Source organism: Halorussus salilacus (assembly GCF_024138125.1).
Taxonomy (GTDB): Archaea; Halobacteriota; Halobacteria; order Halobacteriales; family Haladaptataceae; genus Halorussus; species Halorussus salilacus.
Window position 1 is genome coordinate 2,997,484 of sequence record NZ_CP099993.1, and the last position, 24,285, is coordinate 3,021,768.

The 24,285-nt window shown below is 67.5% G+C and carries 17 protein-coding genes and 1 tRNA gene; 7 read left to right on the forward strand and 11 right to left on the reverse strand.

Annotated elements, in window-relative coordinates; translation table 11 throughout:
- Nucleotides 1–119 precede the first annotated feature (119 nt).
- From NGM10_RS15420 to NGM10_RS15435, 4 genes are all read left to right on the forward strand, one after another.
- Nucleotides 120–1,928 carry a hypothetical protein gene (locus NGM10_RS15420; RefSeq protein WP_253480319.1) on the forward strand — a complete coding sequence of 603 codons (1,809 nt, stop codon included), beginning with the start codon at nt 120–122 and terminating at the stop codon, nt 1,926–1,928.
- 1 nt (nt 1,929) lies between these two features.
- Nucleotides 1,930–3,396: an oligosaccharide flippase family protein gene (locus NGM10_RS15425; protein WP_253480322.1), complete on the forward strand. Its 1,467-nt coding sequence runs from the start codon at nt 1,930–1,932 to the stop codon at nt 3,394–3,396.
- Between the two features lie 373 nt (nt 3,397–3,769).
- A complete protein-coding gene (locus tag NGM10_RS15430) occupies nt 3,770–5,365 on the forward strand; it encodes an alkaline phosphatase family protein (protein WP_368408635.1) in 1,596 nt (531 codons plus the stop codon).
- A gap of 18 nt (nt 5,366–5,383) precedes the next feature.
- Nucleotides 5,384–6,337, forward strand: a complete 954-nt coding sequence (locus NGM10_RS15435; protein ID WP_253480326.1) for an NAD-dependent epimerase/dehydratase family protein — start codon at nt 5,384–5,386, stop codon at nt 6,335–6,337.
- Between the two features lie 277 nt (nt 6,338–6,614).
- Here NGM10_RS15435 and NGM10_RS15440 read toward each other — a convergent pair whose 3' ends face one another.
- From NGM10_RS15440 to NGM10_RS15460, 5 genes are all read right to left on the reverse strand, one after another.
- Nucleotides 6,615–7,481: a CheF family chemotaxis protein gene (locus NGM10_RS15440; RefSeq protein ID WP_253480328.1), complete on the reverse strand. Its 867-nt coding sequence runs from the start codon at nt 7,479–7,481 to the stop codon at nt 6,615–6,617.
- A gap of 123 nt (nt 7,482–7,604) precedes the next feature.
- Entirely contained in the window at nt 7,605–9,545 is a 1,941-nt protein-coding gene (locus NGM10_RS15445) for a methyl-accepting chemotaxis protein (RefSeq protein ID WP_253480330.1), read from the reverse strand.
- A 65-nt stretch (nt 9,546–9,610) separates the two neighbouring features.
- Nucleotides 9,611–10,831, reverse strand: coding sequence for a HEAT repeat domain-containing protein (locus NGM10_RS15450; protein WP_253480332.1), 1,221 nt, complete (start codon nt 10,829–10,831; stop codon nt 9,611–9,613).
- 78 nt (nt 10,832–10,909) lie between these two features.
- Nucleotides 10,910–11,191: a DUF7521 family protein gene (locus tag NGM10_RS15455; RefSeq protein ID WP_253480333.1), complete on the reverse strand. Its 282-nt coding sequence runs from the start codon at nt 11,189–11,191 to the stop codon at nt 10,910–10,912.
- A 79-nt stretch (nt 11,192–11,270) separates the two neighbouring features.
- A complete protein-coding gene (locus NGM10_RS15460) occupies nt 11,271–11,609 on the reverse strand; it encodes an ArsR/SmtB family transcription factor (RefSeq protein WP_253480335.1) in 339 nt (112 codons plus the stop codon).
- A gap of 113 nt (nt 11,610–11,722) precedes the next feature.
- Here NGM10_RS15460 and NGM10_RS15465 point away from each other — a divergent pair, with 113 nt between their 5' ends.
- On the forward strand, nt 11,723–12,133 hold the full coding sequence (locus NGM10_RS15465; protein WP_253480338.1) for a chemotaxis protein CheW: 411 nt from the start codon (nt 11,723–11,725) through the stop codon (nt 12,131–12,133).
- Nucleotides 12,134–12,196: 63 nt separating this feature from the next.
- Here NGM10_RS15465 and glmU read toward each other — a convergent pair whose 3' ends face one another.
- Nucleotides 12,197–13,384 carry a bifunctional sugar-1-phosphate nucleotidylyltransferase/acetyltransferase gene (gene glmU, locus NGM10_RS15470; RefSeq protein WP_253480341.1) on the reverse strand — a complete coding sequence of 396 codons (1,188 nt, stop codon included), beginning with the start codon at nt 13,382–13,384 and terminating at the stop codon, nt 12,197–12,199.
- Between the two features lie 421 nt (nt 13,385–13,805).
- Here glmU and glmS point away from each other — a divergent pair, with 421 nt between their 5' ends.
- The gene (gene glmS / locus NGM10_RS15475; RefSeq protein WP_253480342.1) at nt 13,806–15,629 is read left to right on the forward strand and encodes a glutamine--fructose-6-phosphate transaminase (isomerizing); all 1,824 of its coding nucleotides are present in this window, start codon (nt 13,806–13,808) and stop codon (nt 15,627–15,629) included.
- 78 nt (nt 15,630–15,707) lie between these two features.
- Complete coding sequence (locus tag NGM10_RS15480) at nt 15,708–16,658, forward strand: polysaccharide deacetylase family protein (RefSeq protein WP_253480344.1); 951 nt, start codon at nt 15,708–15,710, stop codon at nt 16,656–16,658.
- A 349-nt stretch (nt 16,659–17,007) separates the two neighbouring features.
- On the opposite strand, the gene NGM10_RS15485 is transcribed toward NGM10_RS15480, so the two are convergent.
- The 5 genes from NGM10_RS15485 to flaI all read right to left on the reverse strand — a co-directional run bounded on the left by NGM10_RS15485 (nt 17,008) and on the right by flaI (nt 24,279).
- Nucleotides 17,008–17,091, reverse strand: a tRNA-OTHER gene (locus NGM10_RS15485).
- Between the two features lie 71 nt (nt 17,092–17,162).
- Nucleotides 17,163–19,496: a PAS domain S-box protein gene (locus NGM10_RS15490; protein WP_253480346.1), complete on the reverse strand. Its 2,334-nt coding sequence runs from the start codon at nt 19,494–19,496 to the stop codon at nt 17,163–17,165.
- Between the two features lie 96 nt (nt 19,497–19,592).
- On the reverse strand, nt 19,593–20,447 hold the full coding sequence (locus tag NGM10_RS15495) for a CheF family chemotaxis protein (RefSeq protein WP_253480348.1): 855 nt from the start codon (nt 20,445–20,447) through the stop codon (nt 19,593–19,595).
- 132 nt (nt 20,448–20,579) lie between these two features.
- Entirely contained in the window at nt 20,580–22,304 is a 1,725-nt protein-coding gene (gene arlJ / locus NGM10_RS15500; protein WP_253480350.1) for an archaellar assembly protein ArlJ/FlaJ, read from the reverse strand.
- 193 nt (nt 22,305–22,497) lie between these two features.
- Complete coding sequence (flaI, locus tag NGM10_RS15505; RefSeq protein WP_253480352.1) at nt 22,498–24,279, reverse strand: archaellum flagellar ATPase motor FlaI; 1,782 nt, start codon at nt 24,277–24,279, stop codon at nt 22,498–22,500.
- Between the last annotated feature and the right edge of the window lie 6 nt (nt 24,280–24,285).

The following is a 24,285-nucleotide window of genomic DNA, read 5'->3' on the forward strand; positions in this document are numbered from 1 at the left end:
GGAGTGGCGCTCCACGCTATTTCCGCCGCCTACTCGGCTTCAGGCGGCCTATAACAAAGCCCCGAAGCGGGGACGTGTGAGACGACCATACGCGTCCGTCGGGACGCGGTCTGATTACCATGGATTCGGACACCCACACCTCCCAGCGAATGGAGAAAGGCGCGCTCCTCGTCGGGTTCGTGTCGCTCGCCGTGGCGGTGACCCTCGCGCGCGGGTCACCGCCCGAGGCGTACGAGCTGTCGATATACGCCGGGACCCCTCTCCCGTTCTGGGTCGGCTCCGCGGTCGCGCTGACGGTCGCGGTGTTCGTCGGCCTCGGCGCTCGCGGCGGGGTCCGTCGGTTGGCGCTCGTCCTCGGGGGGACGACCACCCTCGCGGTCGCCTCCCTGCCGGTCGTCCGGTCGTACCACTTCTTCGGCCCGGGCGACTCGCTGACCCACCTTGGATGGACGAGAGATATTGCTACTGGTGAGCTGTCGGTGCTGGAGTTCCTCTATCCCGGCACACACACCGTCGCGGTGTTCCTCGCCGACGTGACCGGGATGGCGCTGACCCGCGCGCTACTGGTGATGGTGATGGCGTTCACCGCCGTCTTCGTCCTGTTCGTCCCGCTGGCGACGTGGGCGATCACTCGCGACCGCCGAGCCACCGCCATCGCCGCGTTCTCCGGGTTCCTGTTGCTCCCGATAAACAACGTCAGCGTCTACCAGATGGCCCATCCGACCTCGCAGGCCATCACGTTCCTGCCGCTGGTGCTGTACCTGCTGGCCCGGTACGCGACCCGCGCCGACCGCGACACCCTGCCCGTGGGGACCCCGACCGGTGCGTTGCTGGCGCTGGCGTCGGTCGCCATCCTGCTCGTCCACCCCCAGCAAGCGGCCAACGTCCTCGTGGTGTTCGTCGCGGTGCTGGCGCTCCAACTGCTCGCGCGGTGGGCCGGCGTCTTCGACACCGACCACCGGACGGTGACGTTCCAGACCGTGTTCGTCGCTGTCGCGTTCCTGGTGTGGGCCCCGCGCCACGACCGGGCCTCGGGTGCCAGCACCGCGCTCGTCGAGATGCTGACGAGCAGTACCGAGGTCGCGGGGAGCGTCGGTCAGCGCGCGGTCTCGCTGTCGGCCATCGGCGGGAGCTTCGAGCTGCTGTTCGCCAAGCTCTTCCTCGTGAGTCTGGTGTTCTCGGTGCTGACCGCGCTGGTGGTCCTCTCGGGGCTCCGGAGTCGGTTCGAGGACCCGGACACAAACGCCTTCGCCCGGTACTTCGGGCTGGGGCTGGTCCCGCTTCTCGGACTGTTCGCGGCCTTCATGGTCGCCAGCTACGGGAAGCTCCACTTCCGACAGCTCGGGTTCGTGATGGTGCTGGCGACCGTGCTGGGCGCGCTCGCGCTCTCGCAGGTGGCCGAGACGCTCTCGACGCGGTTCTCGCCGACGACCGCGCGCGCGGTCGTCGGCGTCGCGTTCGTCCTCATGCTCGCGCTCTCGGTACCGACCGTGTACAACTCCCCGTACATGTACCAGGGGTCGGACCACGTCACTCAGGCCGAGATGACCGGCTACGGGACCGCGTTCGAGCACACCGAGGGTGCGCCGCTGTTCGGTGTCCGGGGTTCGGGCGGGCGGTTCGCCGACGGAATCCTGGGCTTCGAGGCGAGCAGGGAGCGCGACCCCTCCGCCGGGAGCCTCTACGCCAACACCAACGCGACCGACGGCCCCGGGACCGACGGCGAGTTCTCGGGGTCGTACCTCGCGGAGAATCTGGACGGCACCTACCTCGCGTTCAGCGACAGGACGCCCCAGCAGGAGGCGGCGGTGTACCGCGAACTGCGGTTCTCCGAGCGAGGCTTCCGGTCGCTGGACTCCACGCCGGGCATCGACCGCGTTCAGGCCAACACCGACTTCCAGACCTACCGGATAAACGGAACGCGCTGACATGGACCTGCAACGCATCTCTCGCGGACTGAAGGCGACGTTCGGCGCGCGCGTCCTCTACATGGCCGCCAGCGGCCTGCTCACGGTCGTTCTCACCCGGTTCCTGCTCACGAACGAGCAGTTCGGGCTGGTGGGGTCGGCGGTCGCGGTGCTGGGAGTCGCGCGGCTGTTCGGAGACCTCGGCCTCGCGAAGTCGGCGGCGCGGTACGTCACCGAGTACCGCGAGAAGGACCCCTCGCAGGTCCCCCACGTCCTCCGGACCGCGGTCGTCCTCCGACTGGTCGCCATCGGCGCGGTCTGCGGGGCGTTCGCGGTCTTCGGCGGCGACATCGCCCGGCTCATCGACCAGCCCGAACTCGCGCCCCTCCTCGTGGTCGGGGCGGGCTACATCGCGGCCAACTCCTTTTTCACCTTCTCGCAGGTGCTGTTCCAGGGGTACAACCGCGTGACCTACAGCGCGACCATCCAGGCGACCGGGGCGGTCCTGCGGCTCGTGATGGCGGTCGTCTTCGTCGCCCTGCTCGGCGGCGCGGTCGGCGCGATGGTCGGCTACGTGGTCGGGTACGGCATCGCTGCGGTGTTCGGACTCGCGCTCCTCTACGCCAAGTGCTACCGCGGAACCGAACGGGCCGACTCGCCAGAGGAGGGCCTGTCTCGCCGGATCGCCGAGTACAGCGTTCCGCTGACCGCGACCAGGGGAGCGAACGTCCTCGACAAGCGCGTCGACACCATCCTCGTCGGCTACTTCATGACCCCGGTGGCGGTCAGCTACTACTACCTCGCCAAGCAGGTCGTGGGGTTCGTCCAGACCCCGGCGGCGTCGCTCGGATTCACCCTCTCGCCGACGTACGGCGAGGAGAAGGCTGGCGGCGAGACCGAGCGTGCGGCCCGCATCTACGAGACCTCGCTCAGGCACACCCTCCTGCTGTACGTGCCCGCGGCCGCTGGGATGGTGCTGGTCGCCGAGCCCGCCATCCGGCTGGTCTTCGGCGAGGGGTACGCGGGTGCCGCGCCCGTCCTCCAGGTGTTCGCGGTGTACGTCGTCCTCCAGGCGATCACCTTCATCACGAGCGACGCGCTCGACTTCCTCGGTCGGGCGCGCTCGCGGGCCTACGCCAAGGGCACCGCGTCGGTCGGCAACTTCCTGCTCAACCTCGTCCTCATCCCCGCGTTCGGCGTGGCGGGCGCGGCGGCCGCCACGGTCGTCACCCACACCGGTTACGTCGCGGTCAACGTCGCCATCATCCACAGCGAGCTGTCGCTCCCGCTCGGGCGGGTCCTCCGCCACTTCGCGGCGACCGTCGGGGTCGCCTGCGTGATGTCGGTCGCGGTCTACCTCGCGCTGACCGCGGCCTCGGGGCCGCTCGCGGTGGTCGCGGCCGTGCCGCTCGGGGTGGTCGTCTGGGCGGCCGTGTCGGTCGCCAGCGGTCTGGTCGACCCACGGCAGGTCGCGTCGGTGCTCTCGTGAGCGCGTCGGTGCTCCCGTGCGCGCGTCGGCGCTCCCGTGCGCGCGTCGGCGCTCCCGTGCGCGCGTCGGCGCTCCCGTGCGCGCGTCGGCGCTCCCGTGCGCGCGTCGGTCATCCTCGCGAGCGCGTCGGTCATCCTCGCGAGCGCGTCGGTCATCCTCGCGAGCGCGTCGGCATCCCCGCGAGCGCGCCCGCGGCGGCCCGCCGCCGCGGGCGCGCGGGGTGTGCAAAGCTAGAGCCGAAACGGGCGGAGGGCCCAAGGGCGGCCTACACGCCCGCAGACGGCGCGTAACGCGGGACAGACGGGCCATAACAAAGGCCGTCCCGCCACTCGACTCGGACGAGTGGCGGGCGAGTAGCCCGCAGGACGGAACTATGTCAATGGAACCTACCGACGCAGACAGCGCGTTCGTTCTCGGACTCGACGGGGTGCCGTGGTACCTCGTCGAGGAGTGGGTCGGGGACGGCCACCTGCCGAACTTCGCCCGACTCGTCGAGGACGGGGCCGCCGGACCGCTCCGGAGCACGATGCCGCCGACAACCGCGCTCGCGTGGCCCACCATCGCGACCGGGACGTGGCCCGACAAGCACGGCGTCTACTGCTTCCGGGGGCTCCGGTCGGACTACACCAAGCGCATGAACACGAGCAACGACGTCTCCCGGCCCGAGCTCTGGGACGTTCTCTCGCCGTCGGTCGTCGCGAACGTGCCGATGACCTACCCCGCCGACGAGATCGACGGCGAGCTCGTGACTGGGATGATGACCCCCGAAATCGGCGAAGGGTTCACCCACCCGCCCGAACTCCGCGAGGAGATCGAGACCCGCATCCCCGACTATCGGGTCAGCCTGTCGTGGGACGAGTACCGCGACGACCCCGAGGGGTTCCGCGAGGACCTCTCGGGGCTCGTCTCGACTCGCAGGCGACTGCTCGACCTGCTCGCGGAGACCGACGACTGGCGGCTCTTCTTCTTCGTGTTCACCGCGCCCGACCGCCTCCAGCACCTGCTCTGGGACGAGGACGTGCTGCTGGACCACTACCGCGAACTCGACGACGCGCTCGGCGACGTGCTGGACCGCGTCGAGCAGCGCGGCGCGAACCTGTTCGTGGTCTCGGACCACGGCTTCGCTCCCATCGACACGTTCGTCCACACGAACACCTTCCTCGAACGCGAGGGCTACCTCGAACGCAAGGGCGGGTCGGGGCGGGGCGCGCTCGAACGCCTCGGCCTCACCAAAGAGCGGGTCAAGGACGCCATCGACGCGGTGGGCATCGACCAGCGGACGGTGTACGACCACCTCCCCGACTCGCTGGTCGAGTCGGTCGCCGAGCAGGTGCCCGGGAGCCACGAGCTCTACGACGTCGACTTCTCCGAGACGGTGGCGTTCACCCACGGCGAGGGCAACCTCTACATCAACGACACCGAGCGCTTCGAGGAGGGGACGGTCACTCCCGACGAGGTGCCCGCGGTCAAGGCCGAGATTCGCGAGCGACTCGAAGGCCTGACCGACCCCAAGACCGGCGACCCCGTGCTCCGGGTCCGGGACGGCGACGAGGTCTTCGAGACCGACGACGAGAGCCCCGACCTCGTGGTCCGGGGCCACAAGGACAGGGAGGGCGGCTACCTCGTCGCCAACTCGCTGACCGACGACATCTTCCGGGACGGCGAGATGAGCGCGAGCCACCGCGAGGAGGGGGTCTTCCTCGCGTGGGGGCCCTCGGTCGAGTCCGGTTCGACGCCCGAGGATGCCGCGGTCGTGGACGTGGCCCCGACCGTCCTCCACAGCGTCGGCGAGCCCGTTCCCGAGGACGCCGACGGTCGGGTGCTCTCGGAGGTGTTCGACGCCCGGTCGGCGGCCGCGACCCGCCGGGTCACCGAGCGCGCCTACAGCGAGTCGGGTCCCGACGACGCGGTCGAGGCCGACTTCGACGACGTGGAGTCCCGGCTCCAAGGACTGGGCTATATGGAGTAGCGCGACGAGGGCTCACGCATGGACGAGGACATCGATGACCTGCGCGCGGAGACCGACCTCTCCGGGAGGACCGTTCTCATCACGGGCGGCGCGGGCTTCATCGGGAGCCACATCGCCGAGGCGCTCGTCGCCGACAACGAGGTGCGCGTGCTCGACGACCTCTCGGGCGGCGCGCGCGAACACGTCCCCGCGGGCGCGCGACTCGTGGCGGGCGACGTGTGCGACCCCGACGACCTCGCCGCGGCGATGGACGGTGCCGACCTCGTCTTCCACGAGGCCGCGCTGGTCAGCGTCGAGGAGTCGGTCGAGAACCCCGCGGCGTGCCACCGGATCAACGCGAGCGCGACGGTCGACGTGCTGGAGGAAGCCCGCGAGCAGGACGCCCGCGTCGTGCTCGCCTCCTCGGCCGCCGTCTACGGCCACCCCGAGGAGGTCCCGGTCGCCGAGGGCGACCCCAAGGAACCCACCTCGCCCTACGGCATCGACAAGCTCGCGCTCGACCACTACGCCCGGCGGTACCACGACCTCTACGGCCTCGAAACCGTCCCGCTCCGGTACTTCAACGTCTACGGCCCCCGCCAGAACCCCGAGTACAGCGCGGTGGTGTCGGTGTTCTTCCGGCAGGCCCGCGAGGGCGGCCCCGTCACCGTGGAGGGCGACGGCGAGCAGACACGGGACTTCGTCCACGTCTCTGACGTGGTCCGGGCGAACCTGCTCGCGGCGACCACCGACCGCGTTGGCGAGCCGTTCAACGTCGGGAGCGGCCGGAGCGTGACGATAACCGAACTCGCCGAGACCGTGGTCGAGGTGACCGATTCGGACGCCGACATCGAACACGTCGACCCCCGGCCCGGCGACATCCGCCACAGCGAGGCCGACGTCTCGCGGGCCCGCGAGGCGCTGGGCTACGAACCGCGGGTGTCGCTCGAAGACGGGCTTCGGGAGTTGGCCGACGCGCAGGGCCTTCGGTGAGGCCGTTTCTCACGATTCGATTCCGCGACCGCTGTTCCGTGACCTTCCACTGTCCACAGGATGCGCCGCGGTCGCGTTCGCACCGCGAACGCGACCGCACGCGGGGAGGCACGGGGCGCGGTGGCGGTGCTGTCCGGTGCGGTGGCGGTCTCCGAGGTACCGGGAGTAGCTAGCTCCTCGGACCCGACAGAATCGAAGGAGTCGCCAAATCCGGTAAAACAACAGAAATCGACTCCGCGTGGCCCAAACAGCGAGACCTCACATTCCCCAATGTAGGTCACTTCTCGTTGATGGACTCGCTCGCAATATTCCTGCCGCGAGTCTTCAACGTCACTTCGCGCCGCTTGCGCACTTCCTCCAGCACGTCGACCTCGATGAGGCGCTCGAAGATGCGCTCGACCTCGTCTACGTCCATCCCGAGGAAGTCGGGAATCTCGAACGACGAGACGCCCGAGTACAGCGCCATCAGCACCTCCTTTTCGACCTCGTTGAGTTCGACGCCGCCCTTGCTCTTTCGCTCGCCCTTCCGGAGCAACGACTCCAGTAGCGAACACCGCCGGGTCTTCCCCGAGATGTACGTCTCGACGCTGGTGTCGCCCTGTGTGTGCTCGACCTCCAGCACCGTCCGCTGTTCGCCCTGAACCGTCCGGGTCGCCCGCTCGACCGACCCGATGTCGTCGAGTTCGATGGCGACGAACGTGCCGCTGGCGATGGCGACGTTGACCTGTCCCTCGTCTATCTTCACCCTGGCCTTCTCCCACTCGGTGTCCTGAACCACCCCGCCCTCGACCGCGGGGTGCTTGGTCAGGAGCATCTTCTGGTCGAGGAGTGCGCCGTAGATGTCGGTCTCGAACTCGTCGATCTCGCCGCTGACCGACAGCAGGACGACGTTGTTGTCGAACTCGACGCTCAGGTAGTCCGAGACGCTCGCGACCGCCTGGTTCACGTCGTACCGACCCTTCAGCCCGTTGAGCTTCGAGAGGGGTATCGTCCGCTTGCCGCTGTTGCCCGCGAGTATCAGGCGCTTGTTCGACAGCAGGATGCGGCCGCTGGTCCAGTCGGGGTCGTTGAGCTTCCGACCGTTCTTGACGACTTGCAGGAACTTCCCCTGCGTGTCCGTGATCTTGTACTCGCCTTCGCTCATGCGTGGTCTCTTCGCGTCCGGCGACTCGCCCGCGGCTCCGCCGGGTCGCCGCGACTCGTCGTACGGTGTCCTCGGTGACGGTTTCGGTGGTTCGGTACGGTCATGGCGGGGACGAGGGGGCGGTCAGGCGTCGTCTCGCATCTCGTTCACCCGCGCGGAGAGCTCGTCGATGGCGTCGGTCTGCTCGCGGGTCGCGGCCACGATGTCGTCGGTCGCGTCCTCGACCTCGCGGGTGCGGTCGCGGACGTCCTCGACGGTCGCCATCACCTGCTCGACGTTGGCGGCCTGCTCGTCGTTGGCCTCCGCGACCTCGGTCACGCCGGTCGCAGCCTCCTCGACCGCGTCGGCGATCTCTTCGAGCGCCACGAGGGCGTCCTCGATCTCGTCGCCCGCGCGCTTGACCTGCTCGTTGGACTCCTCGACCGCGACCACGGTCTCGTTGGCCTGCGACTGTATCTCCTCGATGCGGTCGGCGATCTCCTCGGTGTGCTCGCGGGTCTCGTTGGCGAGCTGTTTGACCTCGTCGGCGACGACCTCGAAGCCGCTCCCGGCCTCGCCCGCGCGGGCCGCCTCGATGTTAGCGTTCAGCGCGAGGAGGTTGGTCTGGTCGGCGACCTCCGCGATGACCTCGACCACGTCCTCGATCTCGTTCATCTGGGATTCGAGTTCGGTCACGGTCCCCACGAGGTCCTCGCTCATCTCGATGACCTCGTCGGTCGCCTCGCGCGCTCCCGTGCTGGATTCGAGGCCGCTGTCGGCCGAGGCCTTCGCCTGCTCGGCCGCGGAGGCGACCTGGTCGGAGCTCGCGGCGACCTCCTGCATGCTCGCGCTGAAGTTCTCCATCTGGGTGGCGACCTCCGAGAGCTGGTCGGTCTGCTCGTCGACGCGCTCGTCGATGACGCGAGCCGACTCGGTCGCTCTCTCGACCTCGTCGGCGAGGTCGTCTGCCTTCTGGCCGACGCGCTCGGTCAGGACCTCGAACTGCTCGGCCATCGCGTTGACCTGGTCGACGACCTCGACGAGCGAGTCGTCGACGACGTCGTGTTCGTCCTCGAACGACGCCCGCGCCGAGAGGTCGCCCATCTCCATCGCGGTCAGGGTGCCGATCAGCTCCTCGACCAGCGCGGTGACGCCCTCCTGTCGCCGGACGTCGTCGGTCCGGTCGCGAACCGTCTCGACGACGGCGATGAGTTCGCCGTCCTCGAACACCGGCAGGGCCGAGAAGTCGAGGCGGCGCTCGACGCCGTCGCGCGTGGTCATCGTGGTACTGTTCGTGTACAGCGTGCGCTCGGGGTCGGCCAACTCGACGTCGAACTCCTGGTGAGCGGTCTCGGGCGACTCGGCGACCTTGTCGGCGAGCGTCCTGCCGCGCCGACCGTCGGGGTCGAACGCCACGCTGGCGTCTTCCAGTCCGAGCGCCTCCTCGGCCGACATCCCGGTGAGGTCCTCGATGGCCTTGTTCCACGCCGCCACCTCGCCGCGCTGGGTGTCGAGGATGAACACCGGAACGTCGATGCCGTTGAGGAGGTCGCTGTCGTCGAGGTCGAACTCCTCTTCGTCCTCGCCGACCGCGTCCACGTCGTACGCGTCGAGCCCCGTCTGCATGTCGGTGAACGCCGCCGACAGCGCCGTCTGAATCTCCTCCTCGGCTCGCTGGAGCTCCGAGGCGACGGCCTCGTTGCCCGCGCCGAGGCGGTGTTCGAGCTTCTCGAACGTCCGAGAGAGTAGTTCCTCGACCCCAGCCTCGTAAGTGCCCGCGAACGTCGCTGGCGACGCGCCCGCGTCGACGTGGCGTCGCCCGAGGTCGGCGGCGTCGTCGGTCGCGCTCTCGCGGTCGTCGACGACCCCCCCGAGGTGAACCGCCTGAGTCCGTTGCAGGTCGTCGCTCACCTCGGCTCCCCGATACGCGTCGGCGAGGTCGACCCGCGTGACGGATTCTCCGGTCGAGACCGCGACGCCCCCGGTCTCGGTTCCGCCGTCGAACGTCACGTTTCGCTGCCGTTCGGTCTGGTTACCGTCTCGCCGAACGCTCCGTAAAATTTTCACCAGCCTGTCCCTGACCATCTTTGGCGGAAAGAGACACCAACCGGATATAAAGCTTTACTCGAATCTCACGCGCGATAACAACACTATCCCCGGCCTCCGAGCTTCGAGAGCGCCGAAAACGCCCGTTTTCGGACCTCTTCGTCGTCGGTCCGGTCGATGAGGCTGTCGAGGCGGTCGCGGGCGCGCTCGCCCCCGACCTTCCCGAGGGTGAACGCCGCCTTCGCCCTGGCGTCGGAACCGGCCTCGGGGTCGTCGAGCACGTCGAGCAGGGCGTCCTCGGCGACCTCCCCGCCCACGTTGGCGATGCTGGTCGCCGCGAACTGCGAGGCCATCCCGTCGTCGTCGTCCAGCACCGAGACGAGCGCCTCCACCGCGGCCTCGCGGTTCTCCTCGCCCGTGACCCGACCCAGGAGCCATGCCGCGTTGCGCCGCTGGTGGGGCTGGGTCCCCTGTTCGAGGATGTCGACGAGCGAGGTCACGACGCTCCGGTGGTCGTTCGCGCTCAGCTTCTCGACCATGGTCTGTCGAAGCTGGTGGCTCTTCTGGCCCGGCGCGTTCGAGAGGATCTCGATGAGCGAGAACACCGCCGCCCGGCGGACCGCCTCGCTCTCGTCGGTCAACAGCGAGACCAGCGCGTCGAGCGGTTTCGCGCTCCCGAAGTTCCCCATCGAGGTCGCGGCGATGCGCCGAACCGTCTCGCTGTCGTCGTCGAGCAGACCGAGCAGGGCGTCGAGCGCCTCTCCACCGCCGATGCGGCCGAGCGAGTCGGCGGCCTCTCGCCTGACTTCGACTCGCTCGTCGCGGAGACACTTGCGTAGCGCCGACACCGCTCGCGGGTCGCCGATGCGGCCGAGCGCGCGGGCCGCCCGCGCGCGGACCCGGGGGTCGGGGTCGCCGAGTCGCTCGACGAGCGGCTTTGTCCCCGCGCGGTTGCCGACTCGGCCGAGCGCGTTGGCCGACGCCATCCGTAGCTCCGGCAACTCCGCGGTCAGCGAGCCGACCAGCGCCTCCGCCCGCGCCCACTCGGCACCCTCGGTCGCGACCTCCTCGTCCGAGAGCGCGTCGATGAGCTTCTCGACGGCGTGGCGCTGGTCGAGCGCGTCGATGGCGGCGGCCCGCACGCCCTCGTCAGGGTCGTTCTGGGCGGCCTTCACCAGCGCGTCTTCGATTATCTGGTCGGGTCCGTCGACGTCACCGAGAATCTCGGCCGCGCGGCGTCTGACCGCCTCGCTGTTGCTGTTGGACACCAGCGACGTGAGTTTGTCGACGTCGGCCGACTTCTCCAGTTCGAACAGCGAGGTCACGACTGTGCAATCGAATCGGGGTGAGAAAAAACGTGGTGTTGCGAAGTCGGAATCGAAGGGGTCGGCTCCTCGACCGCATCACTGGTCGGCCGCGATGCTGTAGATGACGAACAGGTAGCCGACCGTCGTGATGAGATAGTTAACCGACAGCAACGTCCGAGTTCGCTCGAACTCGGTGAGGAACGCGCTGACGGTGGTAGCGATGGCGGCGGCGACGATGAGCGAGAAGCCGACCGAGAGGTGGAACATCGCGCGCCGGGACGTGCGGTTGTACGCGCGAATCGCGAATCCGACCATCGACAACCCCGCGGCTGTGAGGGTGAGGCTGAACGCGACGTACAGTAGTTCTATCGTTTGCATGGGTTCTTGATTCGGGGTCGGTCGTCTCGGAGCCGGTCGGACTGGGTCCGACCGGCGTCGGCGCTTCGGGCGACTCGGGTCATTCCGCCTGGAGGTCCCGCCACACGTCGGCGAGCGAGTTGTCCACCTCGGGTCGGTCGTCGAGTTCCACGTCGATGGTCTCCTCTTCGAACGACACTTCGAGCGCGTCGACGTTCCGGCGGTAGACCTTCGTCCGTCGACCCTCGTCGGAGAACTCCCGACCCGAGAGTTCGAGCAGGTCGGCCTCGGTGAGTTCCTCGATGCGCCGATAGCTCGTGGCTATCGGAATCTCGAGCTCGTCGCTGAGTTCCTGGGCCGACTTCGGGTCGCTCGTGGCCCGGAGTATCTCGGCGTTGTACTTGTTGCCGAGTACCCGAAGGAGTTCCACGGCCTCCATCAATAATCGGGTTTGCTAACCGGAGGATAAAAAGATACCGTAGCAGACCCGTCAGCCACACTGAAGTGGTCGGCGTCGGAACAGATAAGTGACCGCCGCGGGAGAACTCAAGTATGTCGAAGACAGTCGCCGACGTGCAGGTCCTCGAATTCAGGCTCGAGGACCGGAACTACTGCATCGACATCGCACACGTCGACGAGATCGTGGACAAAGGCGAACTGACACCGCTCCCGAACGCCGACCCTCGTATCGAGGGAGTGATGGATCTCCGCGGGGCGACCACGACCATCGTCAACCCCAAGCGGGTGCTCGACCTCGAGGAGACCGAGACGGGCGAGCGCGTGGTCGTCCTCGAAACCGACGACGACCGCACCATCGGGTGGCTCATCGACGAGGTCGAGCAGGTCGTCAGCCTCGACGACGAGACGGTCGACGAGAGCGTCGAGGGCGACTCGGTGAAGGGAATCGTCCGTCAGGACGACGGGTTCGTGGTCTGGGTCAAGCCCGAGGAGATAAACGGGTAGCGGGCCCCGCGTCGGGACCGACCGGTCCCGACGCGAGTGGCCCGCTACCGGTCCCGGAGACGACTATCGGTCCCGGAGGACGGTCTCGCCCGGCGGCACGCGCGCACTCTCCGAGAGCGTCACGCCCGCGTTGAGCGACGCGTCGATGCCGGTTTTCGCACCATCGCCGACGACGACGCCGAACTTGCGGCGGCCGGTCGAGACGCGCTGGCCCTTCACCGTCAGCTTCACGTCCTCGCCGTCGTGGCGGAGGTTGGCGACGTTCGTTCCAGCGCCGAAGTTGACGTTCCGGCCCAGAACGCTGTCGCCGACGTAGCTGAGGTGGGCGACGTGAGTTCCGCGCCCGAGCACGCTGTTTTTGACTTCGACGGCGTGGCCGACCTTTGCGTCCTCGCCGAGGAGGGTAGCACCGCGAATGTAGGCGTTGGGGCCGACGTGCGCGCCCGAACGCACGAGTGCGGGCCCCTCGATGACGACGCCCGCGTCTATCGTCGCGCCGTCTTCGACCACCACGTCACCGCGGAGGTCGGCCGTCTCGTGGACATCGCCGCGAATCGCGCGGTCGAGTTCGCCCAGTTTCCACTCGTTGGCTTCGAGGAGTTCCCACGGGCGGCCCACGTCGAGCCATCGGTCCATCTCGACCGCGGTCACGTCGTACTCGTCGACGACGCGCGCGAGCACGTCTGTAATCTCGCGTTCGCCGCGCTCGCTCTCGGTCACGTCCAGCCACTCGCGGGCTTGTGCGGGAAAGTGGTACGCGCCGGTGTTGGCGAGGTCGGTGGGCGGGTGGTCGGGCTTCTCGACGATGTCGGTGACGGTGTCGGCCTCCGCCGAGAGGACGCCGTAGTTCGAGGGGTCGGCGACCCGCATCGCGCCGACCGCGGGGCCGTCCTCGAACAGCGCTTCGACGCCCGCGGGGTCGTAGAGGTTGTCGCCGTTGAGCACGGCGAACTCCCCGTCGAGGTGGTGTCGGGCGGCCCGGACCGCGTCGGCGGTCCCCGCCTGCTCGGATTGGACGGCGTACGCGACCGGGACTCCGGCGTACTCCTCGCCGAAGTACTCCCGGACCGCGTCGGCCTCGTAGCCCACCACGAACACGAGTTCGTCTGCGCCTGCGTCGACCGCGGCCGTCGCGGCGTGGGCCGCCAGCGGTCGGTCGGCCACCGGCAACATCGGTTTCGGGACCGACGCCGACAGCGGCCGGATACGGGTGCCTTCGCCCGCCGCGAGGACGACTGCCTGAGTTGTCATTGTGGGCATAACCCGGGGTATCCACTTTGTTACCACCTTCTTGCGAGCGCGTAAGTGTGGGGTATCGGAGCGGAACGGTCGGGCGAATCGCGTGTCACGCGCCCCCCAACGTGTTTCGCCCGGTCCGTTACGTTCCTCGATACGCGGGCGTCGTACCCTATAAGTCGTCCCTACGCGGGACGTATTGGGTCCTACTGCCGGGTCAGTAAGCGTATAACAAAGGGGAGCGCTGGCCTTCAATCGAATATCATCCGCTCCCCGTCCGTCGGGGCGGTCTGGTGGAATCAACGTGTGATGGATATGACTCACCTGCAAACTAAGCGAGGACTACGTGACAGACCGCGGGACGTCGTCCCGAGCGAAGGCCGAGCTTCGAGGACTCGAACATGATGGATTCAGATACAACGGGGGTAGACTACTGATGTGTGGTATCATCGCTCGTATCGGCGGCGACGACGACGGCGCGGTCGACGAACTGCTCACGGGCCTCGAGAACCTCGAATACCGTGGCTACGACTCGGCCGGGCTGGCGATAAAGAACGGGAGCGGTCCCGAAGTGTTCAAGCGCGAGGGCGAGATTTCCCAGCTGAAGGACGCGCTCGCCGACGAGGTTCCCGACGGCGGGCTCGGCATCGGCCACACGCGATGGTCGACCCACGGGCCGCCGAGCGACGAGAACGCCCACCCCCACACCGACTGTGCGGGTGACGTGGCGGTCGTCCACAACGGCATCATCGAGAACTACGACGAGCTGAAGGCCGAACTGGTCGCGCGCGGTCACGAGTTCACGAGCGACACCGACACCGAGGTCATCCCGCATCTGGTCGAGGAGGAGCTGGCCGACGGGGCCGACCCCGAGACCGCGTTCCGGACGACCATCGGGAAGCTCTCGGGGAGCTACGCCGTGGCGATGCTCACCCGTCACGACCACGCGGTGTACGCGACCCGGTCGGGGTCGCCGCTCGTGCTGGGCGTCGACGACGGCGAGTACTTCCTCGCGAGCGACGTGCCCGCGTTCCTCGATTTCACCGACGACGTGATCTACCTCGACGACGGCGACGTGGTCGAGGTCTCGCCCGACGGCCACCGCATCACGACCCTCGACGGCGAGGCGGTCCAGCGGTCGATCCAGACCGTCGACTGGGACCCCGAGGACGCCGGAAAGGGCGGCTACGACCACTACATGCTCAAGGAGATTCACGAACAGCCCGCGGCGCTCCGACAGACCCTCCGGGGTCGGGCCGACCCCTCGACCGGCGATATCCACCTCGAAGACTTCCCGCCGGGGACCTTCGAGGGGGTCGAGCGCGTCCAGTTCGTCGCCTGCGGCACCAGCTACCACGCCGGACTCGTGGGCGCGCAGTTCCTCTCGGCGGGCGGCGTCCCGGCTCAGGCGTTTCTCGCCAGCGAGTACGCCACCGCTCAGCCGCCCGTCGACGACGAGACGCTCGTGGTCGGCGTGACCCAGAGCGGCGAGACCGCAGACACCCTCTCGGCGCTCCGGCGGGCCAACGCCAGCGGTGCGCCCACCCTCGCGGTCACCAACGTGGTGGGGTCGACCGCGGCCCGCGAGTGCGACGACGCGCTGTTCATCCGCGCGGGGCCCGAAATCGGCGTCGCGGCGACCAAGACGTTCTCCTCGCAGGTGGTCTCGCTCGCACTGCTGGGCGAGCGCATCGTCCGGGACGTGACCGGCGCGCGCTCGGCCGACGCCCGCGAACGGCTCGAAGCCCTCTCGGAGCTTCCGGGTCACGTCCAGCAGATCCTCGACTACACGAGCGCCCGCCGGGTCGCCGAGCGGTACCGCGACAGCGACGCCTACTTCTTCATCGGCCGGGGCGCGGTCCGGCCGGTCGCGCTCGAAGGCGCGCTCAAGTTCAAGGAAATCTCCTACGAGCACGCCGAGGGGTTCGCCGCCGGGGAGCTCAAGCACGGGCCCCTCGCGCTCGTGACCCACGAGACGCCCGTGTTCGCGGTGTTCACCGGGCGCAACGACGAGAAGACCCTCGGCAACGTCAAGGAGGCCGAGGCCCGCGGCGCGCCCGTGGTGGCGGTGGCGAGCGAGCGCGACGACGAGGTCGCCCAGTACGCCGACGAGGTGCTGACGGTCCCCGACACCCACCCGGACGTGGCGGGCGTGCTGGCGAACGTCCAGTTGCAGTTGCTGTCGTACCACGCGGCCGACCTGCTCGGGCGTCCCATCGACAAGCCCAGAAATCTCGCAAAGAGCGTGACCGTCGAGTAGAAACACCCGATTACCGTGGAGAACGCTCCTGAACGGTCGGACCGATTTACTCGCCGACGCTCCGATAGCTTGGCTACGATGGGTTCTGTCGTACTCTCGCTCGATGCGGAACTCGCGTGGGGCTTTCACGACCTCGACGACCCGCCCGGCGACCGGGTCGAGTCGTCTCGGGAGTCGTGGCTCCGCCTGCTCGAACTGTTCGACGACTTCGACGTGCCCGCGACTTGGGCGGTCGTGGGCCACCTCATGCTCGATAGCTGTGACGGCGAGCACTCCGACCACCCCACGCCCGACGGCTGGTTCGACCCCGACCCCGGGACGTGGGAGGGCCGCGACGACCGGTGGTACGGGGCCGAACTGGTCGACGCCGTCGAGGACGCCGACGCCGACCACGAGGTAGCCAGCCACACCTTCTCGCACGTCGAGTTCGCCCACACCTCCCGGGAAATCGCGGCCGCCGAGATGCGCGAGTGCGTCGAACTCGCCGAGGACCGGGGACTCTCGCTCGACTCGATGGTGTTCCCGCGCAACTACGTCGGCCACCGGGACGTGCTGGCGGCCTACGGCCTCACCGCCTACCGGGGCACCCAGCCTCGGCGGTGGTACGACAGGGGCGTCCTCGGGTCGGCGTCGAAGCTCCTCGGCTGGCCGACCGGCGCGGTCTCGCCGACGCTCGTCACCCCCGAAATCGACGAGTACGGCCTCGTGAACGTCCCGGCGTCGCTGTTCCTGTTCGGCTTCGAGGGGCGGGGTCGCGCGCTCGCCGAGCGCGCGACCGGCGCAGACCCCATGGTCGAGATGGCCACGCGCGGCATCGACCGCGCGGCGTCCGAGGACGGCGTGTTCCACATGTGGCTCCACCCCAACAACCTCACCGAGGAGCGCGACTTCGAGCGAATGGCCGCCATCCTCGAACACCTCGCGGCGGTCCGGGACCGGACCTCGCTCGCGGTCGAGACCATGGGCGAAATCGCGGCCGACCTCCGGGACGACGAACCGCGTCCCCGCGAGCCAATCGGCCCGCGGTAGGGTCGAGAGGCGATTTTTCGGGTGCGTGTCGGCCGGTGACCCATCCGCCGAGAAACGGCCGACCAAGCATCCGCCGGGTGGGACCGAAAGGGGCCGCCCGCTCGCGGGTCGGAGACCCGTGGTCGTCTCAGCGACCCCTATCCGAGTGAGCGAAGCGAGCGAGGATATGTCGCTGAGACGACCGCGAGCGGGCGGGGGCTTTCTGGGTGTTAGTCGTCGAGTCTTTGTAGACGGTTCGTAGCGAGCGCGCGGGGGCTTTCGAGGCGTTCGCAGTTTCGGTGTATCGTTCGATGCGGACCGCCAACGTCGCTTCTCCGACGCTTCCGTCGATAGGGAATCCGGAAGACGATGGAAGGGGCGGGATTTGAACCACACGAACCCTGTCGGGCAACACCGGCGAACCGGTGATGCTCTACCGCTGAGCTACCCTTCCGCAGTCTCCCGATTCGTGAGAGACGCCCTTGGTAGTTGGGGTCGACCCGCCGCGACACCGCTCGGTCGGGGTCACGCCTCGCTCCCGCGTCGGATGGCGACCCCGGTGAACTCGAACCGGGCACCGCCCGATTCGCTCTCGCAGACCGACACGTCCCAGCCGTGGGCGTCGGCGATGGAGGAGACGATGGCCAATCCGAACCCGGTCCCCTCGTCGTCGGTGGAAAAGCCGTGTTCGAACACCTTCTCGCGCTCGTCGGCCGGAATCCCCGGGCCGTCGTCTTGAACGTAGAACCCTCGCTCGGACCGGTCCGACGACGAGCAGGCCGCCGCCCCGGGTTCGAGCCGACCGACCTCGACGGTTATCGCGCCGTCGCCGTGTTCCACGGCGTCGTCGTCCGACGGACGACTGCTCGTGGACCCGTGTTCCACGGCGTTGTGAAAGAGGTTCTCCAGCAGTTCTCTGAAGCGAGCGCCGTCGGCCTCGACCACCGCGTCGTCGGCGAGGCCGAGCGACGCCTCCTTCGTGTCGGCGGTCTCCCACGCCTCCTCGACCGCGTTCGCGAGCGAGACCGACTCGAACTCGTCGACGACCTGCCCCTGTCGCGCGAGCGCGAGCAAGTCGGCGACGAGGTCGTCCATCCGGGCGAGCGCCCGACCGAGCGGGTCGAGGTGGTCGCTGTCTATCTCGTCGTCGAGCAGGTCGTAGCGACCGCGAGCGACGTTCAGGGGGTTGCGCAGGTCGTGACTCACCACGCTGGCGAACTGCTCTAAGCGCTCGTTCTGGCGGGCGAGCTTTCGCTCGCGCTCCTTCTGCTCGGTGATGTCGACGTAGATCGCGAACGCCTCGTTCTCGCCGTCGCCCGCCTGAGCGGTGTGGAGCAGGAAGTCGCGCGCGCCGTCTCGGGTGTTGCGGTGAACCTCCGCGCCCTCGATGCGGTTCCCGTAGCTGACCTCGGAGTTGAACGACTTCCCCGCGCCCCACTCGTCGTGGGGCAGGATGTAGTCGTCGACCGACTCGCCGACGAGTTCGTCGACGTCCCAGCCGAACACGTCCTCGAAGGCGGGGTTCACCGACTTGCAGACCGCCTGCTCGCCGTCGAGTTCGTACCGGACGACAGCGTTGGGGACGTTCTCGAAAAGGGCGGCGAATCGGTCGCGCTCGGCCCGGAGTTCGGTCTCCGACCGGACGCGGGCCAGCGCCTCCGCGAGGTGGGCCGCGAGCAGTTCCGCCAGCTCGACGTCGTCCTCGTCGAAGGCGTTGGGCTCTTTCGACACCGTCTGGAAGATCGCGTACTCGTCGACGGGAACCGTCAGCGCCGACCGGTACTCGCTCTCGGCCGGAACCACGTCGATCTCGTGGAGGTCGTCGACCAGCGACGACTCGCCCTCGCGGGCCGCCCGGGCCGCGAGGTTGCCCTCGGCGTCGATGGGCGTCGTCTCGTAGTAGCCGTCGGTCGAGACCACCTTCGAGACCGCCCGCGAGACGAGCACGCCGTCGTCGATGGCGTCGACCGTGCAGAGGTCGAAGTCGAGGATGTCCTCGGCCGCCTCGACCGCGAGGTCGTAGATGTCCTGCTCGGTCGTGCAGGCGACCGCGCGGGTCGCGACGTCGTGGAGCGACTCGATCTTCTGCTTGGTCTCACGGAGTTCGAGCTGGACGCGCTTGCGCTCGGTCACGTCCCGGAAGTAGACCGAGAGGCCGTCCTCGGAGGGGTAGACCCGCATCTCTATCCAGCGGTCGGGACGGAGCACCGACTCGGTCTCGATGGTCACCGGCTCCTGGCTCTCGAACGCGCGCTCGAAGGCGTCGTAGAACTCCGGGGCGTCGTCCTCGGGGATCACCGACCGAACGTCGGTGCCGATGAGGTCGTCCTGCGAGCGGTCCGTGTGGACCGCCGCCTGTCGATTGGCGTAGGTGATCTGCCACTCGTCGTCGAACGCGTAGAACGCGTCGGTGATGCGCTCGAAGATGCGCCGAATCTGCTCGTTGGCCTCGTCGGCCTCCTTCTCGGCGCGGAACTGCGCGACCGCGTTCTGGACGCGGTTGGCCAGCACCTCGTACTGGTCGGTGCCGGTCCCCTTCTGGAGGTAGTCGGTCACGCCCGCCGAGATGGCCTCGCTCGCGATCTCCTCGCTTCCCTTTCCCGTGAAGAGGACGAACGGCAGGTCGGGCGCGACGGCCCGAACCTCGTCGAGGAACGCCAGTCCGTCGGTCCCCGGCATCTCGTAGTCGCTGACTACGCAGTCCACCCGCTCGTCGCCGGTCACGCGGTCGAGCGCGTCGTCCGTGTTCGTCTCGACGACCGTCGTGAGTCGCTCGCTGGTCCGTTCCAGATACGTGGCGGTCAGATCCGCAACGGTCGCGTCGTCGTCCACCAGCAGGACACGGATGGCGTTCCCCATTGCATGTTGGTTGTTACCAATTGTATTATAAAAATCCTTAGGAACATTTCAGGTCTGTTGGATTCGGAAAATTTGGAGTCGCGTCGTCCGGGACGCTCAGGTGTTGACGGTCTCGATGCGGTCGCTGACCAGCAGTTTCCCCTGTGCGGTCAGCGCCAACCCCCTCGCGCCCTCGTCGATGAGCCCCTTCTCGCGGAGGTCGTTGAGGAGCATCGTGACCCGACTCGAATCGACGCCGAGCATCCCGGCGAGGTCGCCGCTCTGGCCGCCCGAGTAGATGGCGACCAGCGCCTCCATCTCGGCCTCCGAGGCGTCGACGTTCTCGACCTGCTGGGCGAGTTCGGAGTATTCGAGCCGGAGGTAGCGTCCCAGCAGATTCAGCTTGCGGTCGGTCGCCAGTGCGAACTCCGAGGTCACCGACTGGCCCTCGTCGGTGTGGCGAACCGCGACCACCGACCCGACCTCGCGGGTCTCGCGCTGGAAGTAGGTGACGCTGGCGAGGTCGACCGTCACCGTCTCGGTTCCTACGAATCGGACCTCGCCGGGTTCGATGCGCAGCTTCGCCGGGCGGAACGTCTCGTCGGTCACCCGGCCGCCGACCCGCGCGGGGTGTTTGACCCGGGCCTCGCTTCCGCTGAGCTGGGCTTTGAACAGGACGGTCTTGAACCGAGAGACCTCCTCGGACCCCGCCTCGATCACCGCCGACCGGCGGGCGTTACCGTCCTCGTAGGCGATGGTGATGGTGTCCTGGAAGAACGATTCGAGTTCGGCGGGGACCTGTCCCACGTTGATGTCGAAGATGGCCGAGAGAGGGAGGGTCGTCTTCGAGTCGGCAGTCGCCAGTACCAGCCGCTTCCGGCTGAGCACGATCCGACCCCTCACGGGTTCGGGGGAGTCGAACGTGTCGAGGCTGAAGCGCGCGACGAAGTCGGCGATGACCTTTTCGGACATGGTTCGGACGGGACTCGGCGGTTCCCGCTCTCTTTGGGAATTGATTCGTAGACGGTGTAAATATTTTTTCGGTCGCGGCCGCTCTCGGACGCTCGGAAACGACTAGGGTTACACGTTCAGGAGCGTCCTGGGCTACACGTTCAGGAACGACCCCACGACGATGCGGGTGAACACCGCGATACCACACGATATCCACGTCAGCAACACGAAGTGGAGGTAGGCGTTGACCTTGTGGCCGCCGTCGGCGATGCGGACCATCAGCGACGACAGCACCGAGTTGAGCAGGATGATGATGATGAGCAGGTACTCGATGGTCTGGATGTCGTAGACCTCGGTGTGGATGATCGAACCGAAGTCGAACTGGTCGGTGTCGAGGGCGATGTCCATCCCGGCCAGCACCTCCACGATTTCGAGACCGATGAAGAACGCGAACGTCGAGGCGGCAGTGATACCGTAGAGGACGCCGATGAGGGTCACCGTCGACTGAGTACGTCGCTCTCGGAGCTGGAGCACCTCGTTCATGTTGGCGGAGATGAGTTCGCCGAGCTTCTTGGGGTCGCCGCCCATCTGTCTTCCGACCAGGAACATCTCGGAGAACTTCTGGATGAGGTACGACCGCGAGTCTGCCGTGAAGTGTCGCCACGCCATCGAGGGTTCGATCCGCATGTTGAGCCGCTTGTAGAGGTCGTCGACGTTCGAGGTCAGCGCGCCGAAGTTCTTGCCGCGCAGGCTGTCTAACACCTTGGTCGTCGTGCTCTGCTTCGCGCTCTCGGTCGCGCCCAGCGCCCGGATGAAGCTGGTGAACTCCTCGTCGCGCTCCTTGATACGCTCTTCTTCCCTGCGGGCGACCACGCCGGGAATCAGAAGCGGCGTGGTCGGAATCGCGGCGTAGAACGGGAGCGGAACCGAGTCGGGGTCGACGCTCGTCTCGCCCAGCAGGACGAGCAGGCACGCGACCAGCGCGACCATCGTGAGCAACACCCCGACGCCGACGGAGATGCGGATGCGCCACTCGCTCCAGGTCGTCTGCTCGGGGTGGTACCAGACGGGGTCGTAGGGCGCGGTGTTGCGGATCATCAGGAGGAATCCCGCCTGGACGAACGCGAACATCACGACGACCGCGCTCACGGTCATCGTGGGGTTGGTGCCGGTCAGGATGGGGAGGACGGTCGCGAACACCAGCGCGAACGTCGCCGACAGCACCATCGAGAGGTAGAGGTCCTTCATCACTTCGAGGTTCTGGAGCGACCCCTCGTAGATGGTGACGTAGTTCTGGATCACCACGTCCTGCTCGCTCAGCAGGAAGTCCTGAATTTCTTGGCCCGCGTTGATGGTGTACGCGAGCCGGTCGAGGAAGTCGGCGAACGGCTTGCTCGGCGACTTGTTGGCGCGGATTCGCAGGGCGTCGTCGAGGCTCTGGTTCCACGTATCGACCAGCTGAACGATGCGGCGCATCTCCTCGGCGAGCGCCTTGTACTCCTCTTCCTCCCCGAGGGTCCTGAACACCTCGACGCGGTCGATGTTCGCGGTCGAGAGGATGGTCATGTGTGTGATGAACAGGTGGAGTCGGTCCTCGATCTCCTTGCGCTTCTGGTCGCGCAGGAGCTTGGGGTAGATGACCGCCACGACCAGCGCGAGCAGGCCCAGCAGGGGAATCGGAACCGAGATCAGCAACGGGAAGTCGGTGACGACGAACACCACGACGCTGAGCAGGAAGAAGACCAGCGAGGGGAACACGACCACCACGAGGTACCGCGAGACCGGCGTCTCCATCTGCTGGTAGGACTCTATCGTCGAAGACGCGAAGCTGGCGAACAGGTCCTTCGCGTTCTCCGGCGGTTGGTCGGTGGTCGCCATGGGGGCGGGTCGCGTTCGCGGGGTTTACGTCCCACCTTCATAAATCTTGCAAGGCGAAATTTACGGGGGAAATCCGGGGTCTCGCGGCGTACGCCCGCCGTTTCGGTCGAGCTGGCCGTCTAACAGGTCATCGAACCGAGCTGACCGACCGTCTGCTCGGAGTCGCGACCGCCCCCGGAACCGCCCCGAACGGTCAGTCGATGGACCGGTGGATGTCGAAGGGGAGCCCGTCGATACCGTCGCGCTGGAACGCCTCGATGGTCTCGTTGACCTCGTGGTAGCCCAAAATGTTCTCCTCTATCATGCGCTCGAACACCTCCGCGCGGAAGTCGAGTTCGTCGTAGATGTCGCGGGTGTTCTCGTACCCGAGCAGGGTCGCGATCTGCTCTTCGAGGACGTAGGAGTTGTTCATCCCCTGGAAGACGATCTCGTCCTCGACGGGGTCCCAGTAGAACGACTGGCGGGTCACGACACCGCCCATCTCTTTCGAGTAGCCCTCTATCTCCTGGACCGAGGTCACCCGACGCAACACGTCGTCGCCCTGCTTGACCCGGTTCTGGAACAGCGCCACGTCGGCGTTGTCCATGAACGTCTCGGGGATGTTGATGGGGTCGCCGGTGAACCGCTGGATCATCGAGACGATGTCGCTCGCGTGGAACGTCAGCATCACGGGGTGGCCGGTCTGGGCGGCCTGGAACGCCATCCGACCCTCCTCGCCACGGACCTCACCCACGATGATGTAGTCGGGGCGCGAACGGAGCGCGGCCGCGACGAGGTCGAACATGTCCACGTCGGAACTGTCCTCGCCGCCGCCCTCGCGGGTCAGTAGCTGTTGCCAAGTGTCGTGAGGTGGGAGAACCTCGGCGGTGTCCTCGGCGGTGTATATCTTGCTGTCCCGCGGGATGAACGACATGATACAGTTGAGCGTGGTGGTCTTCCCGGACGCGGTCTCCCCGACCACGAAGACGGTCTGCTCGTTCTCCAGACAGAGCCAGAGGTACGCCGCCAGTTTGGGCGACAGCGTCCCCCACTTGGTAATCTGGGCGACGGACAGCGGCGTCCCCTCGCCCTGACGGATGGTGAGGCTCGGCCCCTTCAGGCTCACGTCGTCGGAGTAGATGATGTTGATACGAGAGCCGTCCGGGAGCGTCGAGTCGACGATGGGGTCCGAGTCGCTCACGGGGTCGCCGATCCGCTCGCCCATATTGCGAAGCCAGTTGTCGAACTGGTCTGGACTCCCGAAGTCGACGCTGGTGCCCAGCATGCCGAACGTGCCGTGGTCGACGTACGTCTCGTGGGGACCGATGACGTGGATGTCCTCGTTGGCCGGGTCGCGCATGATGGGTTCGAGCGGCCCGAACCCCACGATGTCGCGGTTGAGCCGGTAGCGGATGTTCTCGTAGGTCTGCTCGGACACCTCGTAGGTGCCGATGTTGGTGAAGTCCTTGACCGTCCGGACCACGTCCTCGGTCGAGTAGCGCCGGACGCCCTGCTTGAAGTCGTTGTACGAGACGTCCTTGACCCACTGGAGGACCTGCTGGGGCGAGAGGCGCGCGAGGTTCCGGCCGTTCGCCGAGCCCCCGTCGTCGATGTTGACCGTCTCGTCGAGCAGTTCCTCGATGCGGTCGTCGTATTCGGACTCGTCCTCGGGCGCGGGCTTGTTGACGCTGCGCTCCAGAATCTGGCTCCGGACCTTCCCGAACAGTTCCTGCTCGGTGCCCGAGAGCTCCGGTTCGACCGCGTAGTACTCGGTGTCCTGGCCCACGTCGCCGTAGATGTGACAGTAGATGGGACCGCCGACCGGGTAGATGACGTTGGGCTTTTCGGCCTCCCACTCGTCGCCCGGCTCGTCGATGAGCCGGGGGAACTCCCCGGTGAACTGCTTGAACCGCTTCAGGTAGTCCCGCAGGTGAGGTCGCCGCATGGCGACCTCCCGGAGGTCGTCCTGAATCTGTGCGGTCCCGTGTTCGGTCATGCTGGA

Bases quoted from the DNA above. Each gene is read 5' to 3' on its own strand.
- NGM10_RS15420 (WP_253480319.1), top strand. From the start codon at position 120: ATGGATTCGGACACCCACACCTCCCAGCGAATGGAGAAAGGCGCGCTC.
- NGM10_RS15425 (WP_253480322.1), top strand. From the start codon at position 1,930: ATGGACCTGCAACGCATCTCTCGCGGACTGAAGGCGACGTTCGGCGCG.
- NGM10_RS15430 (WP_368408635.1), top strand. From the start codon at position 3,770: ATGTCAATGGAACCTACCGACGCAGACAGCGCGTTCGTTCTCGGACTC.
- NGM10_RS15435 (WP_253480326.1), top strand. From the start codon at position 5,384: ATGGACGAGGACATCGATGACCTGCGCGCGGAGACCGACCTCTCCGGG.
- NGM10_RS15440 (WP_253480328.1), bottom strand. From the start codon at position 7,481: ATGAGCGAAGGCGAGTACAAGATCACGGACACGCAGGGGAAGTTCCTG.
- NGM10_RS15445 (WP_253480330.1), bottom strand. From the start codon at position 9,545: ATGGTCAGGGACAGGCTGGTGAAAATTTTACGGAGCGTTCGGCGAGAC.
- NGM10_RS15455 (WP_253480333.1), bottom strand. From the start codon at position 11,191: ATGCAAACGATAGAACTACTGTACGTCGCGTTCAGCCTCACCCTCACA.
- NGM10_RS15460 (WP_253480335.1), bottom strand. From the start codon at position 11,609: ATGGAGGCCGTGGAACTCCTTCGGGTACTCGGCAACAAGTACAACGCC.
- NGM10_RS15465 (WP_253480338.1), top strand. From the start codon at position 11,723: ATGTCGAAGACAGTCGCCGACGTGCAGGTCCTCGAATTCAGGCTCGAG.
- glmU (WP_253480341.1), bottom strand. From the start codon at position 13,384: ATGACAACTCAGGCAGTCGTCCTCGCGGCGGGCGAAGGCACCCGTATC.
- glmS (WP_253480342.1), top strand. From the start codon at position 13,806: ATGTGTGGTATCATCGCTCGTATCGGCGGCGACGACGACGGCGCGGTC.
- NGM10_RS15480 (WP_253480344.1), top strand. From the start codon at position 15,708: ATGGGTTCTGTCGTACTCTCGCTCGATGCGGAACTCGCGTGGGGCTTT.
- NGM10_RS15490 (WP_253480346.1), bottom strand. From the start codon at position 19,496: ATGGGGAACGCCATCCGTGTCCTGCTGGTGGACGACGACGCGACCGTT.
- NGM10_RS15495 (WP_253480348.1), bottom strand. From the start codon at position 20,447: ATGTCCGAAAAGGTCATCGCCGACTTCGTCGCGCGCTTCAGCCTCGAC.
- arlJ (WP_253480350.1), bottom strand. From the start codon at position 22,304: ATGGCGACCACCGACCAACCGCCGGAGAACGCGAAGGACCTGTTCGCC.
- flaI (WP_253480352.1), bottom strand. From the start codon at position 24,279: ATGACCGAACACGGGACCGCACAGATTCAGGACGACCTCCGGGAGGTC.